Source organism: Pantoea anthophila (genome assembly GCF_026104315.1).
Lineage (GTDB): Bacteria > Pseudomonadota > Gammaproteobacteria > Enterobacterales > Enterobacteriaceae > Pantoea > Pantoea anthophila.
Window position 1 is genome coordinate 3,404,326 of the sequence record NZ_CP110473.1, and the last position, 19,893, is coordinate 3,424,218.

The following is a 19,893-nucleotide window of genomic DNA, read 5'->3' on the forward strand; positions in this document are numbered from 1 at the left end:
TATCACCCAGTGCGGACAGTAACTTTCAAATTTTTCATATATGGAATTAAATCTAAAAACGTCCCATTAACATTCATAGAGGCTTGAGTCAACATCTGAAAAAGCCATAACAAGCTTCCTCGCTGCGCAGTTACGGCCACCCATTTATTTTTTGGTGCCTTCTGCCGAGTTGCATCATTCAAGAATCCGATCGGAAAATTATCGAATGTAACAAAGCCTCTATCCAGTAAAAAGACTCCATCAATCGATTCACTTGGAATGTGGACCCTCTGTTCTCCTAGAGGTAAATCTTTCCCAGTGATACCTAATTGATTCTCTATTTCAATGATCCAATTAAGAACCGTATCCATCTGTTGAGGCCCATCATAGGCGACAATAAAGTTGAGAATGGCAGGAGGGATATAACCACTACTGAAAGAGAAGTTTTCATTTTTTTTAAGCCTCTTCGCCTGATAGGCAGCAGTAATAGCTTGCTCCATACCTGCTTTATCAAGGGTAGACTTAACTTCTATTGTTGCGATCACTGACTCTACGAGAAAGCCACTCACACCACCACCAAAATCGAGCTTAGGAAGGTTGCGTTTATAAATCACAATATCAAACTGTCGTCGTGGCGAGTTTGGTGAGGATTCACTATCGATTATTTCGCCTGTTCCAATTGCAAGTGTTGAAGGTAAGTGAGCCTCTAAAAATTCCCTAATGAAAGCTTCTCTCGGAGTTCCTTTGTGCAAAGAGTGACCAGCATTTGCCGGAATTTTTGAAGTGGCAAGAAGTTGCTCTTCCACTGCCGACATATGTGCTAATAACATTGAGCCACCTGTTAACCTATTGTATTAATGTTAATCAATTAAACGGCAAGCCAAACCCGACTACGGTGTTGACGATCAATTATACCGATACTGAAGCTATGCGTTCTTCGATATGAGTCTCGTGCGTTCATAATAGGAACGCAATTGCATGATATTTAATACTTTTATTTAATTAAGTTCTATGTTAATTTGTTCATTACACCTACTTCATGCGGTAAACCGGTCCGGGCAGGTGGAGTATTACCGCTGTATAGCGGAAAACGTCAGGATGGGAACTCTGCGTAACGTTGATTGTGGTAGGTAGGGCGCGTAAGCGTTTGGTGCAGCCAGGCAGAGGGTGAAAGTAGCTATCGGCGGATTCTTGAATAGCTACCTTTGCGCATAATGCATCTTTCAAGAAAGGTCGTCACACCACGAGGAAGACTTGTTCTTCATCTGGCGAGGGAACCGAGCAACCTACAGGCTATCTTCTTAGATGGCCTTAGGGTTGATATGCCCGGCTTCCCCCACGAGGAAGGTCTAAACACTTAAAACACTCTGCTTGTTTGTGTCAAACCTTCCTACAAGAAGTCACTCTGACGTTCGCTCTCCCCTCCCATGCAAACAAGCCAGAATTTATAAACGTATTTCCGGTATGAATGCAGCTGGAAAAATTGTTGCGCCAAAAAGTGGATGTCCTAGGTTTGCCAGCCTCATTCTCAGGCATTGCGTCCGAAAATTTCCACGGCGGCAGGCTTCTCCTTATAGAGGCAAACAGTCTCAGAAGTTAAGCTGTGCGGCCAAGCTAAAGCTCACCCAAATTTTTCATTGATTGCTCGATCTATACGAGGCATTTTTTAAGACAGGGGTAAACTCGGCTTCGCCAGCCGCTCTATGAGAGCGCCGGAAATTCTGCAATATAGTTTCCACCACCTATGATAAAAACGCGCCTGAGGGCTTCCTGGCGCGTTTAAGAATAGCTCGATCAGATAGTTTCAGTCTGTTTGTTTGCCACGTTTCCGTCGAAGCGCATCTCTAACAGCATCTAGTCCATCATAAATATTGAACTTTGCTATCTCAGGCAACGGAAAATCAATTTTCTCGACGACTTCAATCATATGAATCGGTTTAAGGTCTTTGCTATATCGCACTTCCGTTTCCGTTTCGCCGCGCACATGCCCAACTAATTGCGCACGTAATTCCGGGCTAACGCCTTTCTCCTTTAGTAACGTTGAAACTGAGTGGCGGAAAGAATGGAAAGATTTGGTTCTGTTCCTCTCAACATTCAATCTACGCGCCAGTAGTGATTCATTGAACCATGCAGAAACTGGCCTGCCATAGCCTTTAGTTTTATGCGGCTTAAGCTCGGGGAACAGGCGAGCATACCCGGCATTTTTTAAGGCGTTAACGTAGTCGATGAAACCGAGATTAATCAGCGAGGAGTGAATCGGAATCTTGCGGCGAGCATTAGCATTTTTTAATTTCTTTCCGCTTTCGCTATCGCTTTCGAGGTTCAGGTAATAAACATCATCTTCCGCGAGTATGTCATCTAGAAGTAACTGCGCGATCTCATTAACTCGCGCCCCCGTCAGTAGCCCCAACAAAGGTGCCCAATAGTGAAACGGGCAATATTGATGGAATCGCCCGTGCGCGTTACGTTCTCCTGTTCCAGCCAGAAACCACGGTAGCGAAAAAATCGCCTTAACTTCAATAGGTTCAAACACGTCAGTGTGATCTTGGTCTCGCTCGTCTTTATCATCGCGCGGAAAAAAATTTTCGCATGGCGATTTCAGTAGCTTGCCATCAGCAACAGCCCACTTCATTGCACCATAAAGGCCGTTGATATACTTCCTGACGGACTCCTCAGTCATCAACTTATCGCCGCATTCCGCCGCCTTAGTGATTAACTCATCCAGTGTTTTCACCCCATATTTAGCTTTCGCTAGATTCCGGTTTGCGGGGATCGTGCGTAGTTTGCTCTCATAAGCTCGGAGGAAATCGCGATCAAAGTCTTTCAACTGAATGTCGCCCATCGCTTCAATCATAAAGGTGAAGTAGTTACGGATATCGTTAATTGCGGACTCCGAGACTTTACCCTTGAGCCGATGCTTTACATACTCTGAACATAACCATGACAGGCTCTTAGTGTAATACTTTCGATGAACATACTCGTTAACGATAACGGGGGATGGAGTAGCAAGAGGCGCAGCGGTGTGAACGCTAATAGCTGGTGGTGTGGTCTTAGCCAGCCAATCAAGACGGAGACTTTCTGCATGAACTTTATTGATTAACAGCGTATCGGGTTTTATTAACGGGCAATTGGAGGTGAAAAACCAACCGCCTTTAGCTTCGCTTCCAGCAGTTTTAAACACCGAGGCTTCTGAATGCCCGTCGCTGACGATGTTACGTAAATGCGCCAAGGGAGCAATGAGTTGCAGATAACCTTTAACAACCCCTTCTATACCCTGCGCTTCGACATAGTTAAGCACGTAGCTGCCATCGAGAGGGTCTAACTCGACCTCAGATAAAGTCTCAACATAAAAGCCAGCCTGCCCCGTCGCTAGCCAAAACATGGGCAGATTGCGGTTCATCACCGCCTGAATTAACTGAGTAACGGGCAGCTCGATTGACTGAGCAAAGTTAGAAAGCGAGATCATGCCCTCTCCGGCAAGCAGCGGGGCGCAGTCATTTAAAGATCGGTAATCCAATTGTTCATACTCTTGTAAGGTCTGATACCAGACCGCCAACAGGAGCACGGACTTCTGCTTTGCTTCATGAAGGTCATGAGTGCCTGTTGAAGTGTGAATCTCACACTGTCCTGCGTATCGACGAAAACGTTGGGGAACGCTGATGCGGACAACATAAATGCCGCTGGTTCGACGATAGAGTTTATATCGCTGAGACATCGCCTCGTATAGCCTTTTGTAGTAGGGCTACGCAATTACAAGCGAAAAAATAGGAAAAGTTATTTAAAAAACAACTAATTAGATGAGTCTTGGTGCCGAAGGCCGGACTCGAACCGGCACACCTTTCGATGGTTGATTTTGAATCAACTGCGTCTACCGATTTCGCCACTTCGGCACTGAAGGGATGCGGAAAACGTTGGGGATTATACCGTTACCCCCTGTTTCCGCAACCCTTATCCGCAGGCTAAGGTACAACTGCTGAAAAAACCATCTTTTCAGATTTCATGTTCATCAGATGGCAGCCTTGCTGACGCCGACTACTCCCCCTCGCCCGCTCTGCAGCGGTTCCTCCTGCGCTCATGGTGGCCTGTCGTAACCAAAGCGCTAACCCGAAACAGGCTTCACATCCGCTACCAGCGTGGGCAGATCCCAGGTGCCGCCCGCATGGATATAGCGGCACATCCCGGTCCCACCGTCATAGCTTCTGCGGAAAGCCTGACCATCCCATACCCAGCTTTCCTGGTTCATGCAGTCGCCGATTCCCCGGCCTTTCTGCACGCTGGTGATCTCGCCCTTGTCGTAATCCGATCCGGACACGGTTACCAGCACCGGCTGGCCTTTTAGCTGATTATCGATCACCCAGTAGCCATAGCCTTCGTTGTAAGCGGCTCGCCAGCAGAGCGCCGAAAGCAAGGCATGTGTCTCATCCAGTGGCGTAAGGGTGAGTCCGTCGGTTTCCGGATCGCTGTTTTCGGCAGGTGAGTACAGGCTGTCGCACGTGTCATCGTCATTGCGATTGACGGTTGAAAGCAGTCGGGTTTTCAGCGCGTCGATTTCCGCATCGGTCAGCAAACGGGGTTCGCCGCTGACGGTTTTTGCTGCCTGGATGACCGGTGCGGGCACAGCCTTAGCCACGCTGCTCTCCGGCTTATTGCCCTTTTTGGTGAGCGCACCGGGCGTGCCGATCCGGCCCTGCACGTCGTCCGCTTTCACCAGCACGGCATAGGCGCCTTCGCCGGAAAGCAGGAAAGGCTTTGTGCCGCCTTTAAATTCAACTTTACCGTTGCCTTTGACGGCGCTGATGACCGCAGAAGTCTGACTGGCCGACATGCGCCAGTTGTCATCGGCCGCCACCAGATCGCCGGCTGATTTCCCGTCGATCCACAGCGTCAGATTTTCCGCCGGTTCACTGTCATCTTCGGTGTCGCCCAGCGTCACCTCTCCCACCGTCTCTGTTCCGGGTCCGGCGGCACGGGTGAGCAGGATGGAGCCGGACGGGTCCTCTTCTTTGCCATAACCCGCAATACGGCAGGTCAGCGTATTATCACAGGCGACTTCCCAGTCTTTGTGTTCAAAGGTGGTGCCGCTCTGGCTGGCCTGAGCAGACAGGGAGAGCATCGCCAGAACGAACAGCATCGGTTTACGGTTCACTTTATTCCCTCATGTTTTACGTCAGATATCAGCGTGGGTATCACTCTGTCACCGAGGGAACGTGGAAACCAGCAGCCATCGTTGATTTCCACCAGGCTTTGACGAAACGCCCTGCCATCCCAGACCCACTCTTCTTTAAACACGCAGCTGCCGGCACTGCTTGCCAGCGAAACGTTGGTGATTACCCCCTTTTCCCAGGTCTGTGCGTCGGTGGTGACGGCCACCGGCTTCGCTTTGCGTTGCGGGTCGGTAACCCAGAAGCCGTATCCCTGGTTATAGGCTGCGCCCCAGCACTGGGTGGAGAGCAACGTGTGCGTGGCATCCAGTGGCGTGGCGGTAATATCACCGCTGATAATATGGTCGTTGACGTCCTTCTCTCCGACTGCGGTCAGATAATCACATTCCTGATCCGGGGTTAACGCGCCCAGCAACTGCGGCCTGAGCGCTGCCGCCTCTTCTTTTGTCAGAACAGAGGGCTGGGAGTGACTGATCTGTCCCGCCTGGATAACCGGAACAGCTACGGCTTTCGCGACGCCCTTTTCGGGCCTGTCGCCTTTTTTCACCCAGGCACCCGGCGTGTTGATGCGGCCCTGCACGTCATCCACTTTCAGCAGGGCTGCATAGGCGCCATCACCGGAAAGCTGAAGGGTCTCATTATCCCCTCTGAACTGCACCGTGCCGCGGCCTTTGATAGCCTGAATCAGCTCCAGCGACTGCGCATCTGACAACCACCAGCGATGCGCTTTCTGCGTTGCATCACCCACACGCTGGCCGTTGATCCAGAGCGTGAGCGTTGTTACGGGCTGCTGATTTTTATCATCCTCCGGCAGCATGATTTCGCCAGAGGTGGCGGTATCCGCGCCCGCTGCACGCGTCAGCAACACGCCGCCCAGATTCTCTTCTGTGGTTTGCCCGCCGACACGGCAGGTTAAGGTGTTATCGCAGGCTACTGACCACGCCTTGTGATTAAAAGATACGCCGCTTTCCTGGGCGATAACCGGGGTGGCAAGCGCTGCCACTAGCATTACCCGCTTCTGAATAACCGTCACGCTGCTTCCTGTTCCCTGAATGTGAGGTGAGTGAAATGACAATCTGCTGCTAAGCAGAGGGCGTCCCTGCGGATGAGCCCGGCAACAGCGGCTATCATAATCTCTTTATGACCTTTTAACGCCTTTTTATCCCTGAAAGCGCGCCCTGCTCCTCCGGCCCCTTACGGTTTACATTTACCTGTGTTTGTTATCTGATCCTGTTACGTGAATTTTCGAGCTGCCTCGCAAAACAGGAACCTGCATGCGCTTTTACCAGGCCGATCCCCGCCTTGAAAACTACTGGCGCGGCGTTATTCTCTTTGGCAAAAATGTCGCCTCCTATAAGTTTGCCCTGGCCCACGCGCTCTATGATCTGAAGCAGCCAGACAGCGATCTGATTACGCTGGAGGCACTGGCCGTGCCCTTTACGCGTCATTTATGTGCTCACCTGCGGGATGCGCCAAAACAAATCACCAGCAAAAGCAGCGGGTTTCTGGAGGCGTGCAGGCAATTCAATGCGGGCGACATCACCGAAGATCAGCTGATTGCCATTACCGTGAAGCGCGGCTTTGCGAATGTCATTGATGCCTTTCATAACGTGAATTACGCGGAGATCGACAAACGTTTCTTTCTGGATGAACGGCGCAGCCATAAAGGCATCCGGCTGACGGATAACTTTTATCAGCTGACGGAAAATGAACAGTTTGCCAGTCTGGTCGCGGAAACAGAGGCCAGATGGCGGCTGGTTGAAGAAGCCTGGGCGATGAACGTTTCACATAACCTGATTGCGGTTGATTATGACGATAACGACAAGATGCTTTTCAGCCGTCAGAGTGGTCGCCGCGTCACCATTACCAGCTGTCGCAGCAGCCTGAATGGCTACCAGAAAGGCCGGTGCTTTTATTGCTTCCGGCCAATTGGCGTGACGGGCGGTGAGGAGAACCTGGCTGATGTCGATCACTTCCTGCCGCTGATGCTCAGCGAAGAGATCGGCAACCTCAACGGCGTCTGGAATCTGGTGCTGGCCTGCCAGACCTGTAATCGCGGTGCTCAGGGTAAGTTTGCACGTATTCCCTCAATCACGCTGCTGCAGCGCCTGAACGATCGAAACGAATACTTTATTAACAGCCACCTGCCACTGCGGGAAACGTTAATCCGCCAGACCGGCGAAACGCCCCAACAGCGGCACGGCTTTCTGCAGACAAACTGGAACAGGGCAAAATTTGCTCTGCTGCATGAGTGGCAGCCAGCGGCACAGGGAGACAGCCTGTTTTGAGCAATGAAGAGTATTACCAGGAGCACGCTCAGCGGTTTTTTCGCGATACAGCAAACGTGGATATGTCGGCACTTTACCGGCCTTTTATCAGGGAATTGCCGCCCGGCGCACGCATTCTGGATGCAGGCTGCGGTTCAGGGCGTGACGTCAAAGCCTTTAGTGATATGGGCTTTGTCGTCGAAGCCTTTGATGCTTCCGCCGAACTGGTCGCGCTGGCCCGCCAGTTTTCCGGGAACGCGGTGGTGCAGAAGCGTTTTCAGGAGGTTGATGCGGTTGAAACATACGACGGGATCTGGTGCTGCGCCTCCCTGCTACATATCTCCGAAGCGGAACTGCCTGGCGTCATGACAAAGCTGGCCATCGCGCTGAAACCAGGCGGCGTCTGGTATCTTTCGTTCAAATATGGCCGCGGCGAGCGGGAAAAGGATGGCCGCAGATTTACAGATATGGATATGGCCGGGTTACAGAAACTGATTGATGGCGTTAATATTCGCGGCGCTCAGACGCTGGCGGAAAATAAGCCGCTGACGACAGCAGAAGCGGGCGCCAGGGAGAACAGGTTCGCTCTTGAGACAGCACACCTCTGGCAGACCGGTGATTTACGTGCCGGCCGGGGCAATGAGATCTGGCTGAATGCGATTCTCAGGAAGACGCTAAGCTGACCTCTCTGCCTCTCAGGCGAGGTTCCAATCCCACAAAAAAGCCAACCTCGCGGTTGGCTTCTTCGTGCATGCTCAGCATCGGGCATTGCCCTCAGCGCCTGTTGTCAGGGTTGGCGCCTCAGTGCGAATGGTCGTAATCACGATGATGCAGCTTGTTTTCAACCTTATCCTTCACTTCGCTGGCTTTCTCGCTCACCTTCTCCGTCAGGCTCTCTTTGTGGTCGCGGTTCTGCACGCCGGGTGAGGCCGTGCCTGCGGTTGCCGGTTTGCCTCGTGCCGCTGAACCCGGCAGTTCGCTATCCAGACCGCCGCGAGCGTGGTCGATATCCACTTCCTGACGACGCACCGTATCATTGATAGTCTCGGTGCGGTCACTGCCATCGGTTCGCACCACCACTTCTTCTTTCACATGGGCCGTTTTGTTGATCACCGGCTGCTCATGGGTCTCTGCCACTTCGACGGTTTTCTCGGACCAGTCCACCTCTCCGGCCAGCGCAGGTTCATTCACCGAGCGGCGGAAGATGTCAGCGTGCTGCTCATGCAGCGAAATCTCTTCAGAGACGGTATCGGTCACCGTATAACGGCGTACACGGGTCGAGCCTTCGCTGACCAGACGTTTGCCCACTTCAATCTGCTCTTCGGCCAGACGCAGAATATCGGCCTCGCTCTCATCACCGGTCAGCGAGGTGCGTCGCGGCTCTACCTGACGGTCTTTGGTCTCACCGGCAAACTGCTTACCGGCCGTCGGGTTAACGCCCGGCGTGGTCGTGCCGTTATCCAGGGTGCTCTGCATACGTGACGGGACATCCACCGAGTCATGTGAATGGAGAATCGTCATGGCGCGTGCCAGCTTCTCCTCTTCGGTGCGCAGCGTCAGAACCACGCCGCCTTTATCCATCGCCCGGGTATAGACATCCGCCTGATCTTTATCGACGGTATGGCCAAACAGGCGCTGCCAGAGGCTCGGATGGCGGACTGACTGCCCTTCCTGCTCTAAACGCTCTCCACTGATAAGACTGATGTCCCGATCGGAAAAGCCTGCTTTCACGAGATTTCTTTTCGCGGCCTCTGCCTGATTTGCAGAATCGAACAGTGTTACGATTTTTTCCTGTGCCATGATAGGTTCCTCTCTGTTAGCGGGTTTGATCATCATCTCTCTCAACGTTCACCTGCTGCTCCCGTCGGGTCACCACTTCCTGAAAAGGAACGTGTTCCTGCACTTTTCGGATGTGGATTTCCTCTTTAAGCACCAGTTTTCTGACGATTTGAATTTCTTCTTCAACTACCGGGACAATCAGTACACCGTTTTCTTCCCTGATCTCGGGCATCGTCTCTACGGGTTGTGCTTTTGCTACATGCTCAACCTCAACCTTTTCCCGGTTAAGCAGTGTACTGATGACCTCGTCATGCTCGGTTGTGGAACGGGTAACCCGGACATGTCCATCCACAATCTTTTGCTTCGTCAGGGCTATTTTCTCTTCAGCGAGTTTAAGCGCGACTTCTGCAGAGTTATTGTGTTCTGGCTGCCCAGCCATATTGATTCTCCCGTTAAGATTAAATATCTGCCACAACTGCCTGACACAGTGATTAAGCATGAACACTCTCGCTGATTTCGCAAGCCGGAATAATAAAATTCACGGCGAATGAAATTTATATTCAGCCCCCTCAATTAACATCAAGCCAAATAAACCCTCAGTTTTTACCGCTGCGCTAAAAATATAAAAACCTGTAAAAACAAAAACCTGAAAAGAACTAGTTTCACTGGTAAATAGTTACCTGTCGGCAGGTTGCATCAGGATTTATGCCGATAAAAAGGCCAAGAAAATTAGCGGTAACCAGGAATATTCCTGCCATAACGGGCGAGAATATTAAATAATGTTTCAGCGCCAGATCTTTATTTACACAGCCATCATGCTGCTCCGGAAAATAACCCAGACCGCGCTTTACTCCATTATTTAGCGCCATGATTACAGAAGAGTCTTAAAGTCGAATTAAATAAAAAAGTTCAGGAACTTTCTGCGCCTTTGCCTCTCTTAGCAAAACTGAATACGCAGATACCGAGGTTGAGATGAAACAGGCACAACGCAGTGTGTGGGGATGGGGACTGGCCGCGCTTCTGGTCGCAGGCAGTGCATCAGCAGCAAGCTGGCAGGATCAGCTGAGCAGTGCAGCGTCGCAGCTCAGCCAGCAGAATAGCGGTAACACCACCAGCACCACGCAGCAGAATGGCGGGCTGTCGCTCTCCTCCATTACCAGCATGCTGGGCGGCGGCGATAAAGCGGTCAGCGCCAGTAGCATGACGAACGCGGCCGGCGTGATGCAGTATTGTGCCGAGCACAACGTGGTGAAAAACAATGTGCAGTCGGTGAAAGATCAGGTGCTGAGCAAGCTGGGCCTGACCACGCCCGCCGCGCAACAGCAGCAGACAGACTACACCCAGGGCCTGGCAGGCCTGCTGAACACCGGTAACGGTCAGCAGCTTAATCTGCAGAGCCTGAGCAACTCGCCAATGGGTGAGAAACTCAAAACCAAAGCCTGCGACGTGGTCCTGAAGCAGGGTAAAAACTTTATCTCCTGATCCCCTCTCTGCCTCCCTCTCCTCGCGGTTCAGCGGGGAGCGGTAAACTCCCCCGTGCTGTGATGCCTGACATTCCCTTAACCTGGGGTTGAGCGCTATAGTGTTGTTTTGGTTTCTACAGGACAGCACGCATGAAAGGCATCAACATCGCACTTTACTTCGACCCCGATCAGATCCAGGCCTGCGTCCACCAGCAGGACGGCAGCTATCTCAGCAAAAAATTCGAGTATGACGATGGCGTGATTGAAGAGATCTATCAGTGGCTGGATCAGTACGAACCCAACCGCACGCATATCTGTCTGATAGAAAACGAAACCGCCGAACTGCTGGCCGATGAGCTGGTCGACAGCGGCTATCGCGTTCACCAGGTCACCATGCACCAGCTGCTGAGCTGGTTCGCAGCTGAACCCCCTGCTTCCCCTGACGGCACGCCAATGCGCGCCATGCTGCGCTTCCTGGAGGAGGAGCATCCGCGCGAATATGAATCCCGCACGCCGCAGACCGAAGCGCTGATGGAGATGTTCGACGAGCTGGACGCGCTGGAAATGGTCGATGACGGCGACGACGAAGACGCCCTGCCGGGCGATCTGCTGCGCGCCATGAAGAAGCATAAAATCACCGCCAGCGCCGCGGCCCAGCGACTGCTGCCGGAAGTCAACGAGCGCATCCGCGAACACCTGATGCAGTATCCCGAACTGATGACGCCTGAAATCCTGCAGGACTTCTTCCCCGAGTTGCTGGAAGCGCTGGAGCGCCCGAAACATTAATCAGGGGGATCTGACATGCTGGAGCTGATCAAAGCGGTAAGCCTGGGGCTGGTCGTGCTGCTGCCGCTGGCGAATCCGCTCACCACCGTGGCGCTGTTTTTAGGGCTGGCGGGTGACATGAACTTCCAGGAGCGCAACCGTCAGGCGCGGCAGGCGTCTCTCTACGTGTTCGCTATCATGCTGGTGGCGTGGTACGCGGGCAATGCGGTGCTGAACACCTTTGGCATCTCGATTCCCGGCCTGCGTATCGCCGGTGGACTCATTGTCGCCTTTATCGGTTTCCGGATGCTCTTTCCGGCGAAGCCTGCCAGCCATTCGGTGGAAGCAAAGCAGAAACTGGATGAGCTGGACGAGGCCAAAGAGCCGGTGAACATCGCCTTTGTGCCGCTGGCGATGCCGAGCACGGCCGGGCCGGGAACCATTGCGATGATCATCTCTTCCGCCTCGACGGTGAAAAGCGGCGTCGATTTTCCCGCCTGGGTGCTGAGCGTCGCGCCGGTGCTGACCTTCCTGCTGGTGAGTCTGATTTTGTGGGTCTCGCTGCGCAGCTCCGGAGCGATCATGAAGCTGGTCGGCAAGAGCGGCATTGAGGCGATCTCGCGCCTGATGGGATTTTTACTGGTCTGCATGGGCGTGCAGTTTGTGATTAACGGCGTGCTGGAAGTGGCGCGCACCTTCCACTGATCCGGGCGTTCCCCTCTCCAGACCGGCAGAGGGGAAGCCCTTCTTCGTTACTTCAGCGTTTTCCGCACCTCAGCCACCTGATCTTTACTTACGGCTGGCGCGCTGTTGCTCCAGCCCTGACGAATAAAGGTCGCCAGCTGCGCCACTTCATCATCACTCAGCCGTCTGGCAAAGCCAGGCATCGCCAGTTTTGACGGGGCCTTAGCGACAGAGGGTTGCTGCGCGCCCGCCAGGATCGTATGGATCAGACCCGTAGGGTCGCTGGCGTTGACGATCGTCGCCTGATCCAGTTCCGGGAAGACGCCCGGCGCGCCTTTGCCGGTCACGAAGTGACAGGCACCGCAGTTATCCAGATAGAGACGCTCACCTTCGCTGAGGTTTTTCGCCGCGGTAAGTTTCGCTTCCGTTGCCTGCTGCGCCTGCACGTTATACGCCTGCAGGGGCGGATTGCCGCCCAGAAACTTCAGGTAAGCGGCGATGGCGTTGAGATCGGCATCGGTCATGTGCGAACTGCTGTGCTCAATCACAGAGGTCATCTCGCCGCCCACCGCCGCCTTATCGTTACGCCCGGTCTGCAGGTAATCCACGATCTCCTGCTGGCTCCAGTGCGGCAGGCCACGCAGCGACGGCACTGCCCAGTGGTTCAGGCTGCCACCTGCCAGGAATTGTTCGTCACCGCTGTCGAGGGCTTTTTCGTTCATGCCCAGGCCGCGCGGCGTATGGCAGCTGCCGCAGTGACCTAGGCTCTCCACGATATAGGCACCGCGGTTAACCTCGGCTGATGCGCCACCGATTGGCCGGAACGGCTTATCGGACGCGAACGCCCAGTTCCAGAAACGCATGCCCCAGCGCTGGCTGAACGGGAAGCTCAGATCGGTTTCGGGTGGCTGTTCTGCGCTCGGCTGCACGCCTTTCATAAAGTAGACGTAGAGCGCGTGGATATCGGCATCGCTGATTCTGGCGTAGTCGGGATAAGGCATCGCCGGATAGAGACGGGAGCCGTCCGGCAGGATGCCTTTACGCACCGCGTCAGCAAACTGCTGCTCACTGTAGTTACCGATGCCGTGTTGCTTATCGGGCGTGATATTGGTGGAGAAGATGGTGCCGAGGTTCGAGGCAATCGCCAGTCCGCCCGCATAGTCAGGCTTGCCCGGCAGCGAGTGGCACGCCATGCAGTCACCGAGCCGGGAGAGGTATTCGCCCTGCCTGATCAGTTGTGCCTCATCGTCGGCGTGCACCGGCAGCGCAGAGAGGCTGCCCAGCAGCAGCGCGCTGCTGGCGATAAAAGAGTTAAGTTTCAGCTTATTCATGCGCTTATGCCTGTACCAGTGGGCCGGGATTTTTCAGGTAGTGATCTTTGATCGCCTGTGCGGCCATCAGGGTAATCGCACCGATGGTGTCGGTCGGGTTCGCCTGGAAGTTCTGCGGGAAGGCGTTGCCGCCCGGCACAAAGACGTTATGCACATCCCAGCTCTGCAGGTATTTATTCAGCGCCGAGGTTTTCGGGTTATCGCCCATCACCGCCCCGCCCACGTTGTGGGTCGAGACATATTTGGTGATATCGAAATCCGCGCCCATCGGCAGGAAGCTCATGCTCATGCTGTCGGGGTTCAGCTCTTTAGCGATATTGCCGACGATCCCTTTCAGATGCTGCTGCAGCCTCAGCTCATTCTCTTTCCAGTTGAAGGTCATACGCAGCAGCGGCAGCCCGCGGTGATCGTTGTAGTTCGGATCGAGATCCAGATAGATATCGCGGTAGGACTGACAGGTGGTGGTAATGCTGATCTTCATCGAATGACCGTACCACTCCTCCAGGCCCTCCTTGTAGCCCATGCCCCAGGAGGGCGTGCCTTTTGGCAGCGCGGTGCTGATGGGCGTGCCGGTCGCCTGTGAGCTGTGGATCTTCGCGCCGCCCAGGAAGCCCAGTCCGGGACCATCGAAGTTGCCTGGCGAGATATCGTTAAACATCTGCCCGGTCGCGCCTGCGGTGGCGTAGGGGTTAAAGTTTTTATCTTTGAAGAACAGGGTCGCGCCACCGTTCGACAGGAAGGCGTAGTTACGGCCGACCACGCCCTCTTCGGTTATCGGGTTGTAAGGCTTGCCGATGCCGGAGAGAAGCATCAGCCGCACGTTGTAGAGCTGGAAGCTGCTCAGCACGACGATTTTCGCCGGCTGGAAGCACTCATTGCCCTGCGCATCGATGTAGATCACCCCTTTGGCGGTTTTCTTATCATCGTTCAGCACCACCTTAATCACTTCCGCGTTCACTTCATAAGAGAAGTTCGGCATGCGCTTCAGCGCGTCCATCACCGCCGTCTGCGGCGACGCTTTGGAGTAGTTCAGGCAGGGATATTTGCTGCAGTAGCCGCAGTAGTTGCAGGGGGCGATTTGGTTGCCGTAGGGATTTTTCCACGCCCGCGAGACACAGGCCGACGGGTTCGGGAACGGGTGATAACCCAGTTTTTGCGCCGCCTCTTTGAACATGACATTGTTCAGCGTGTCTTCCAGCGCCGGCAGCGGATAAGGTTCAGAACGTGGCCCTTCAAACGGATCGCCGCCCGGCAGGATTTTGCCGCGCAGGTTGCCGGTGTTGCCCGACTGGCCGCAGATCAGCTCGAATTTGTAGTAGTAAGGCTCGATCTCTTCCCAGCTGAAGGGGAAGTCCATCACCCGCATATCTTCCTGCAGAATGCCGGGCTTGTACGCCTCGTCGACATAGGTTTTGAGCTTGATATCGGTCGGAGTGGGACGGATCAGTACCGCCGTCCAGTGCATGCCTGCGCCGCCGACGCCGGTGCCCGGCGCAAATGCCCCCCATTTACGGGTAGGCAGTGCGGTCTGGCTGCTGTTGTAGCGCACGGTGACCGCCACTTCCGCCGGGGTGGCGAACACTTTGTTGCGCACCGCATAGGCATATTCATCTGCCGGTTTCGGATAGGCGAACTCGTCATAATCGCGATCGCCGCCGCGCTCCAGGGCGCGCACCTCCAGTCCTGCCAGCGCCAGCTCAATACTCATCAGTGAGCCTGCCCAGCCGAGGCCGCAGACCACGACGTCGACTTCTTTTTTAGTAACCTGTGCCATGATAATCCTGTTTACCTGATGTGGAAGCGCCTCAGGCGCGTTCACCTTTGATGCTGACCGGGCCGAGCGGATAAGGCACGTTGTGCTGTTTCACCCACTCGGTGAAGCTGGCACGCGCGCCGGGGAAACCGATGGCGATCCAGGCTTTCATCCCTTTATTGCCGCCATACATCGGGTCGGCCAGATAGCCATGTTTGGTATCGGAAAGCAGCTGGCTGAAGAAATGTGACGGTCTGAGATCGGCTTCGCCCAGCGCGGCAAAGTCGATCTGGTTTTTATTCACCTGCGTCAGCACCGCATCCTTCTCCTCCAGCGTCAGCGCAGCAAACGCTTTCTGATGGGTGTCATGGCACCACTGATTGAGCAGCTTTATGCCGGTCTGGTAGATCTGCTGGGGACGGAACGGGATCTGATAGCCCAGCGTCGCGGGAGCCTGGGTGTTGAAAGGCCCCTGCAGGTAGATCTCACTGCCGAAGGCTTCGCTGTGCAGCTGCTGATCGATAAAGATCGGCACATTGGTTTCCAGCGCGCCCGGCGCTTTGCCTTTGCCGCCTGCCGGGATAAGACGATCGGTGGCCGCCAGGATGAACTGCCACTCGTCGGCACTGAAAAAGATCGGCCTGTAATCGGCTAACTCGGGGGCGGCCATCTCTGCCGCCTGTGCCGCCGTGATGCCCTTTAACACCAGCTCACTTAATGGCAGCGCCAGCAGTGAACCGAGCAAAAATTTACGCCTGGTGGTGGGTTTTTCTAAAAGCATATCCGCACGACTCTCATCTGCTGAATACCCCTCTTAATCGCTGATGACGCTGAAAGGCGATGCGCAGAGGGGTATTCCCCGCCGGTATTCACGCACACGGCACAGACGACGGCAGAACGGTTAAGGGCGGGTAGAATTATCTATCGGTGACAAAGGAAATATATCGGTTAAAGACCTGGCAATCTTAGGGATATAAATGTGTCTGAATGTAAATTTAAATTTTACGCGCTGTCACAGCCGAAAACGGTTATCAGAGGGCACCGGCTCAGCGGGCAGAAAAAAGCATTACCGGAAGGGGTAACACCGGGAAAAAGCGATAAAAATCGGTTAATTAGCCATTACCCGGCAGCTATGTGGCGGGATATTTTCATACTGTCATTATCACGCTCATCGATCGTTAAAAAAGATTACGCTTCCCTGTTCGCTGCCTTTTCTGCACGCCACGCTTTAAACAGGCCGCTTTTTTCAGGTGGTCAGTTACAGATAACAGGCTTTTGCTTCGGTGAGCAGGAATAATATTTCCGGAGCGAAAAGAGTCTTAAAGAAATAATCACAATCCGCCATTATATTCGCCTTTCTGTCCGTCTGAACCTGACGCGAATATTTGTGCAAAGCTCAGAACAAACCGGCATTTTGAGATTATCGGGTGCCCGCTAGAGTAGAGCCATTACCGACTCAGGATAACCCTCTATGCGAAAAACGCTTTTGTCCCTGTTAACGGCGCTGACTCTGGTTCATTCCGCACACGCTGCCACCCCCGCCGATACGCTGGTGGTGGCCGTTCCGCTGGATGGCATCATCAGTTTTGACCCGGCGGAAAGTTTCGAAACGGTCAGCAACAGCAGCCTGCGCAATATCTACCAGATGCTGCTGGAGCCGGATCATCACAATCCACAGCAGCTCTCCCCGCTGGCCGCGACCCGCTGGCAGGCGGGCAAAACACCGCACAGTCTGGTATTTGATCTTAATCCCCAGGCCCGCTTCGCCAGCGGTAATCCGCTGACCGCTCAGGATGTGGTGTTCTCCTTAACCCGCGCGGTGAAGCTGAATAAAGCACCCTCTTTTATTCTGGGCGAGTTTGGCTGGACGCCAGAAAATATCGACCAGCAGTTCACGGTGATCAGCGACCACCAGCTTGAGCTGCGCTGGCCGGCGGAGATTGGCCGCGACCTGGCGCTGCGCCTGCTGACCGCGCCGGTCGCCTCGATTGTTGACAGCAGGCTGGTCCGGCAGCACGCCAGTAACAATGACTACGGCAACGGCTGGCTGAAGGTGCACTCGGCAGGCAGCGCCGCCTACGCCATCAGGCAGTTTGTGCCGCTGCAGGCGCTGGTTCTGGAGGCCAATCCCTACAGCACCCAAAAACCGCATCTGAAGCGCGTTCTGCTGAAAGGGGTGGCCGATCCGGGCAGCCGCCGGCTGCTGATCCAGCAGGGAGACGTGGATGTCGCCTACCAGCTCGGCCCGGACCAGATCGCCGCGCTGAAGAACACGGCGGGGGTGCGCGTCGAGGCCTTCCCGTCGAGCCTGGTTTACTACCTCGGCTTTAACACCCAAAGTCCGCAACAACCGGCGCTGGGCAATCCGGCGCTGTGGCAGGCAGCGCGCTGGCTGGTGGACTATGAGAGCCTGGCGAACCAGCTGCTGAAAGGTCAGTACCGTATTCACCAGAGCTTCCTGCCGGACGGATTTGACGGCACCCTGAATACCACGCCGTTCCACTACGATCTGAAAAAGGCACAGGAAATTCTGCAGAAAGGCGGCATTAAACCGGGCACGCATATCGCGCTGACGGTGGTCAATCAGCCGCCTTACATCGACGTGGCGCAGGCGCTGCAGGCGAGCTTCGCTAAAGCCGATGTGCAGCTCGATCTTCAGCCGGTGGCGGAATCTGAGCTGTGGAGCAAAATGCGCAGCCGTGACTTCCAGGCGATCTTCTCTTACTGGGGCGCGGACTATATCGATCCCAACACCAACGCCAGCGCCTTTGCTTATAACGTGCCCGGCGGCGGCAAAACCCTGGCCTGGCGCGTCGGCTGGACGATCCCTGAACTCAGCGCGCAGACCCGCGCCGCCGCCGGGGAGAGTGACGCCGCAAAACGTCGCGGCCTTTACACGGCCCTGCAGACCCGCGTCCAGCAGGATTCGCCGTTTGTTCTGCTGCTGCAGGGCGCAACCCAGGTCGCCGTGCGCAGCAACCTGAAGAGCCTGCAGCAGGGTATCGGCGTCAGCCTGCTCAATTTTGAAGAGGTGCAGAAGTAGAAAACCTGGCAGGGATGGCAGCCTGCCTGAAATGACGCCAGTAAAAGCGAGGCCGTTGCAGGACAGCGCAACGGCCTCGCTTTTGACGAATTGTTCTCCTCTTCCCTGCCCTTCGCTTGCTATCCTTCAGGCATAACCCGTTGCCCGAGAGAGGAAAATCATGACATCTCCGCTACTGATTGCCCGGACGCCTGACGTCGAACTCCATCTGTTACCGCAAATGGCGAACCGCCACGGCTTAATCACCGGCGCAACCGGCACCGGTAAAACCGTCACGCTGCAGAAGCTGGCCGAATCCTTCTCCGCCAGCGGCGTGCCGGTCTTTATGGCCGACGTGAAAGGCGATTTAACCGGCGTGGCGATGGCCGGTCAGTCCGGCGAAAAGCTTCAGGAGAGACTGGCGAAGATCGGCGTCACCGACTGGCAACCGCAGAGCAATCCGGTGGTGCTGTGGGATATCTTTGGTGAGAAAGGCCATCCGGTGCGGGCAACCGTCTCCGATCTCGGCCCGCTGCTGCTGGCGCGCCTGCTGAACCTTAATGAGGTGCAGAGCGGCGTTCTGCAGATTATCTTCCGCATCGCCGATGATCAGGGCCTGCTGCTGCTGGACTTCAAAGATCTGCGCGCCATGACCCAGTACATCGGTGACAACGCGAAGAGCTTCCAGACCCAGTATGGCAATATCAACAGCGCCTCGATCGGCGCGATTCAGCGCGGTCTGCTGACGCTGGAGCAACAGGGTGCAGAGCACTTCTTTGGCGAACCGATGCTGGATATCGCCGACTGGATGCGCGTCGACAGCAGCGGTAAAGGCGTCATTAACATCCTCTCTGCTGAAAAGCTCTACCAGATGCCGAAACTCTATGCCACCAGCCTGCTGTGGCTGCTGTCAGAGCTGTATGAGCATCTGCCGGAAGCGGGCGATCTGGATAAGCCTAAGCTGGTCTTCTTCTTTGATGAGGCGCACCTGCTGTTTACCGACGCGCCGCCGGTGCTGCTGGAGAAGATCAAACAGGTGATGCGCCTGATCCGCTCCAAAGGGGTCGGCGTCTGGTTTGTGACCCAGAACCCGGCGGATATCCCGGATCGGGTGCTGGGCCAGCTTGGCAACCGCGTACAGCACGCCCTGCGCGCCTTCACCCCCAAAGATCAGAAGGCGGTGAAAACCGCCGCAGAGACGCTGCGCGCCAATCCGGCTTTTGACAGCGCAGAGGCCATTCAGGCACTCGGCACCGGCGAAGCACTCATCTCCTTCCTGGATGCCAAAGGCAGTCCGTCGGTCGTCGAGCGCGCCATGGTGATTGCGCCTGGTTCACGCATGGGGCCGGTGACAGGCGATGAGCGCAACGGTCTGATCAACCATTCGCCGCTGTATGGCAAATATGACACGGACATCGATCGGGAATCGGCTTATGAACGGCTGCAACAGGGCGTGCAGGCCGCCAGTGACAAGGCCAATGCGCCTGCAGCCAAAGGCAACGCGGTAGCGGTCGATGACGGGATTCTGGGGGGATTAAAAGAGATCCTGTTTGGCAGCACCGGTCCGCGCGGCGGCAAGCGGGATGGTGTGGTGCAGACCATGGCGAAGAGCGCCGGGCGTCAGATTACTCACCAGATCATTCGCGGCGTGCTGGGCAGCCTGTTTGGCGGTCGTCGCCGCTAAAGGT

At 55.0% G+C, this 19,893-nt stretch carries 17 protein-coding genes and 1 tRNA gene; 8 read left to right on the top strand and 10 right to left on the bottom strand.

Features of this window, described 5'->3' with window-relative positions; translation table 11 throughout:
- Positions 1-2: 2 nt before the first annotated feature.
- From OJ965_RS18410 to OJ965_RS18430, 5 genes are all read right to left on the bottom strand, one after another.
- Complete coding sequence (locus OJ965_RS18410) at positions 3-809, bottom strand: DUF6602 domain-containing protein (RefSeq protein WP_265137317.1); 807 nt, start codon at positions 807-809, stop codon at positions 3-5.
- Positions 810-1,783: 974 nt separating this feature from the next.
- The gene (locus tag OJ965_RS18415; RefSeq protein WP_265137319.1) at positions 1,784-3,694 is read right to left on the bottom strand and encodes a site-specific integrase; all 1,911 of its coding nucleotides are present in this window, start codon (positions 3,692-3,694) and stop codon (positions 1,784-1,786) included.
- 90 nt (positions 3,695-3,784) lie between these two features.
- Positions 3,785-3,869: transfer RNA gene (locus OJ965_RS18420), tRNA-Leu, on the bottom strand.
- Positions 3,870-4,078: 209 nt separating this feature from the next.
- Positions 4,079-5,110 carry a DUF1176 domain-containing protein gene (locus OJ965_RS18425; RefSeq protein ID WP_265139294.1) on the bottom strand — a complete coding sequence of 344 codons (1,032 nt, stop codon included), beginning with the start codon at positions 5,108-5,110 and terminating at the stop codon, positions 4,079-4,081.
- An 11-nt stretch (positions 5,111-5,121) separates the two neighbouring features.
- The gene (locus tag OJ965_RS18430) at positions 5,122-6,150 is read right to left on the bottom strand and encodes a DUF1176 domain-containing protein (protein ID WP_265137321.1); all 1,029 of its coding nucleotides are present in this window, start codon (positions 6,148-6,150) and stop codon (positions 5,122-5,124) included.
- Positions 6,151-6,415: 265 nt separating this feature from the next.
- Between OJ965_RS18430 and OJ965_RS18435 the strand changes: the two genes are divergently transcribed.
- Both OJ965_RS18435 and OJ965_RS18440 read left to right on the top strand, forming a co-directional pair.
- Entirely contained in the window at positions 6,416-7,429 is a 1,014-nt protein-coding gene (locus tag OJ965_RS18435; RefSeq protein WP_058957594.1) for an HNH endonuclease family protein, read from the top strand.
- The gene (locus tag OJ965_RS18440; protein WP_265137325.1) at positions 7,426-8,091 is read left to right on the top strand and encodes a class I SAM-dependent methyltransferase; all 666 of its coding nucleotides are present in this window, start codon (positions 7,426-7,428) and stop codon (positions 8,089-8,091) included. Before OJ965_RS18435 ends, OJ965_RS18440 begins: the two co-directional genes overlap by 4 nt.
- A gap of 118 nt (positions 8,092-8,209) precedes the next feature.
- Here OJ965_RS18440 and OJ965_RS18445 read toward each other — a convergent pair whose 3' ends face one another.
- Both OJ965_RS18445 and OJ965_RS18450 read right to left on the bottom strand, forming a co-directional pair.
- The gene (locus OJ965_RS18445) at positions 8,210-9,208 is read right to left on the bottom strand and encodes a YsnF/AvaK domain-containing protein (protein WP_265137327.1); all 999 of its coding nucleotides are present in this window, start codon (positions 9,206-9,208) and stop codon (positions 8,210-8,212) included.
- 16 nt (positions 9,209-9,224) lie between these two features.
- Positions 9,225-9,626, bottom strand: coding sequence for a YsnF/AvaK domain-containing protein (locus OJ965_RS18450; protein ID WP_265137329.1), 402 nt, complete (start codon positions 9,624-9,626; stop codon positions 9,225-9,227).
- A gap of 533 nt (positions 9,627-10,159) precedes the next feature.
- On the opposite strand from OJ965_RS18450, the gene OJ965_RS18455 reads away from it, so the two are divergent.
- The 3 genes from OJ965_RS18455 (at position 10,160) to OJ965_RS18465 (ending at position 12,120) form a co-directional block, all read left to right on the top strand.
- Positions 10,160-10,669 carry a YjjA family protein gene (locus tag OJ965_RS18455; protein ID WP_265137331.1) on the top strand — a complete coding sequence of 170 codons (510 nt, stop codon included), beginning with the start codon at positions 10,160-10,162 and terminating at the stop codon, positions 10,667-10,669.
- 131 nt (positions 10,670-10,800) lie between these two features.
- Positions 10,801-11,436: a hypothetical protein gene (locus OJ965_RS18460; protein WP_046101128.1), complete on the top strand. Its 636-nt coding sequence runs from the start codon at positions 10,801-10,803 to the stop codon at positions 11,434-11,436.
- A gap of 15 nt (positions 11,437-11,451) precedes the next feature.
- Positions 11,452-12,120, top strand: a complete 669-nt coding sequence (locus OJ965_RS18465) for a MarC family NAAT transporter (protein ID WP_009092333.1) — start codon at positions 11,452-11,454, stop codon at positions 12,118-12,120.
- A 47-nt stretch (positions 12,121-12,167) separates the two neighbouring features.
- On the opposite strand, the gene OJ965_RS18470 is transcribed toward OJ965_RS18465, so the two are convergent.
- The 3 genes from OJ965_RS18470 to OJ965_RS18480 are packed head-to-tail and all read right to left on the bottom strand — an operon-like array spanning position 12,168 to position 15,964.
- Positions 12,168-13,430 carry a c-type cytochrome gene (locus tag OJ965_RS18470; protein ID WP_265137334.1) on the bottom strand — a complete coding sequence of 421 codons (1,263 nt, stop codon included), beginning with the start codon at positions 13,428-13,430 and terminating at the stop codon, positions 12,168-12,170.
- Between the two features lie 4 nt (positions 13,431-13,434).
- Positions 13,435-15,204: a GMC family oxidoreductase gene (locus tag OJ965_RS18475; RefSeq protein ID WP_058957598.1), complete on the bottom strand. Its 1,770-nt coding sequence runs from the start codon at positions 15,202-15,204 to the stop codon at positions 13,435-13,437.
- Between the two features lie 31 nt (positions 15,205-15,235).
- Positions 15,236-15,964 (bottom strand): gluconate 2-dehydrogenase subunit 3 family protein, encoded by a 729-nt coding sequence (locus tag OJ965_RS18480; RefSeq protein ID WP_046101124.1) that lies wholly within the window; start codon positions 15,962-15,964, stop codon positions 15,236-15,238.
- Between the two features lie 198 nt (positions 15,965-16,162).
- Here OJ965_RS18480 and OJ965_RS18485 point away from each other — a divergent pair, with 198 nt between their 5' ends.
- The 3 genes from OJ965_RS18485 (at position 16,163) to OJ965_RS18495 (ending at position 19,889) form a co-directional block, all read left to right on the top strand.
- The gene (locus tag OJ965_RS18485) at positions 16,163-16,480 is read left to right on the top strand and encodes a hypothetical protein (protein ID WP_265137337.1); all 318 of its coding nucleotides are present in this window, start codon (positions 16,163-16,165) and stop codon (positions 16,478-16,480) included.
- 174 nt (positions 16,481-16,654) lie between these two features.
- Positions 16,655-18,226, top strand: a complete 1,572-nt coding sequence (locus OJ965_RS18490) for an ABC transporter substrate-binding protein (RefSeq protein WP_265137339.1) — start codon at positions 16,655-16,657, stop codon at positions 18,224-18,226.
- A gap of 160 nt (positions 18,227-18,386) precedes the next feature.
- Positions 18,387-19,889, top strand: a complete 1,503-nt coding sequence (locus OJ965_RS18495; RefSeq protein WP_265137341.1) for a helicase HerA-like C-terminal domain-containing protein — start codon at positions 18,387-18,389, stop codon at positions 19,887-19,889.
- The last annotated feature ends 4 nt before the right edge of the window (positions 19,890-19,893 follow it).

Bases quoted from the DNA above. Each gene is read 5' to 3' on its own strand.
- OJ965_RS18410 (WP_265137317.1), bottom strand. From the start codon at position 809: ATGTTATTAGCACATATGTCGGCAGTGGAAGAGCAACTTCTTGCCACT.
- OJ965_RS18415 (WP_265137319.1), bottom strand. From the start codon at position 3,694: ATGTCTCAGCGATATAAACTCTATCGTCGAACCAGCGGCATTTATGTT.
- OJ965_RS18425 (WP_265139294.1), bottom strand. From the start codon at position 5,110: ATGCTGTTCGTTCTGGCGATGCTCTCCCTGTCTGCTCAGGCCAGCCAG.
- OJ965_RS18430 (WP_265137321.1), bottom strand. From the start codon at position 6,150: ATGCTAGTGGCAGCGCTTGCCACCCCGGTTATCGCCCAGGAAAGCGGC.
- OJ965_RS18435 (WP_058957594.1), top strand. From the start codon at position 6,416: ATGCGCTTTTACCAGGCCGATCCCCGCCTTGAAAACTACTGGCGCGGC.
- OJ965_RS18445 (WP_265137327.1), bottom strand. From the start codon at position 9,208: ATGGCACAGGAAAAAATCGTAACACTGTTCGATTCTGCAAATCAGGCA.
- OJ965_RS18450 (WP_265137329.1), bottom strand. From the start codon at position 9,626: ATGGCTGGGCAGCCAGAACACAATAACTCTGCAGAAGTCGCGCTTAAA.
- OJ965_RS18455 (WP_265137331.1), top strand. From the start codon at position 10,160: ATGAAACAGGCACAACGCAGTGTGTGGGGATGGGGACTGGCCGCGCTT.
- OJ965_RS18460 (WP_046101128.1), top strand. From the start codon at position 10,801: ATGAAAGGCATCAACATCGCACTTTACTTCGACCCCGATCAGATCCAG.
- OJ965_RS18465 (WP_009092333.1), top strand. From the start codon at position 11,452: ATGCTGGAGCTGATCAAAGCGGTAAGCCTGGGGCTGGTCGTGCTGCTG.
- OJ965_RS18470 (WP_265137334.1), bottom strand. From the start codon at position 13,430: ATGAATAAGCTGAAACTTAACTCTTTTATCGCCAGCAGCGCGCTGCTG.
- OJ965_RS18475 (WP_058957598.1), bottom strand. From the start codon at position 15,204: ATGGCACAGGTTACTAAAAAAGAAGTCGACGTCGTGGTCTGCGGCCTC.
- OJ965_RS18480 (WP_046101124.1), bottom strand. From the start codon at position 15,964: ATGCTTTTAGAAAAACCCACCACCAGGCGTAAATTTTTGCTCGGTTCA.
- OJ965_RS18490 (WP_265137339.1), top strand. From the start codon at position 16,655: ATGCGAAAAACGCTTTTGTCCCTGTTAACGGCGCTGACTCTGGTTCAT.
- OJ965_RS18495 (WP_265137341.1), top strand. From the start codon at position 18,387: ATGACATCTCCGCTACTGATTGCCCGGACGCCTGACGTCGAACTCCAT.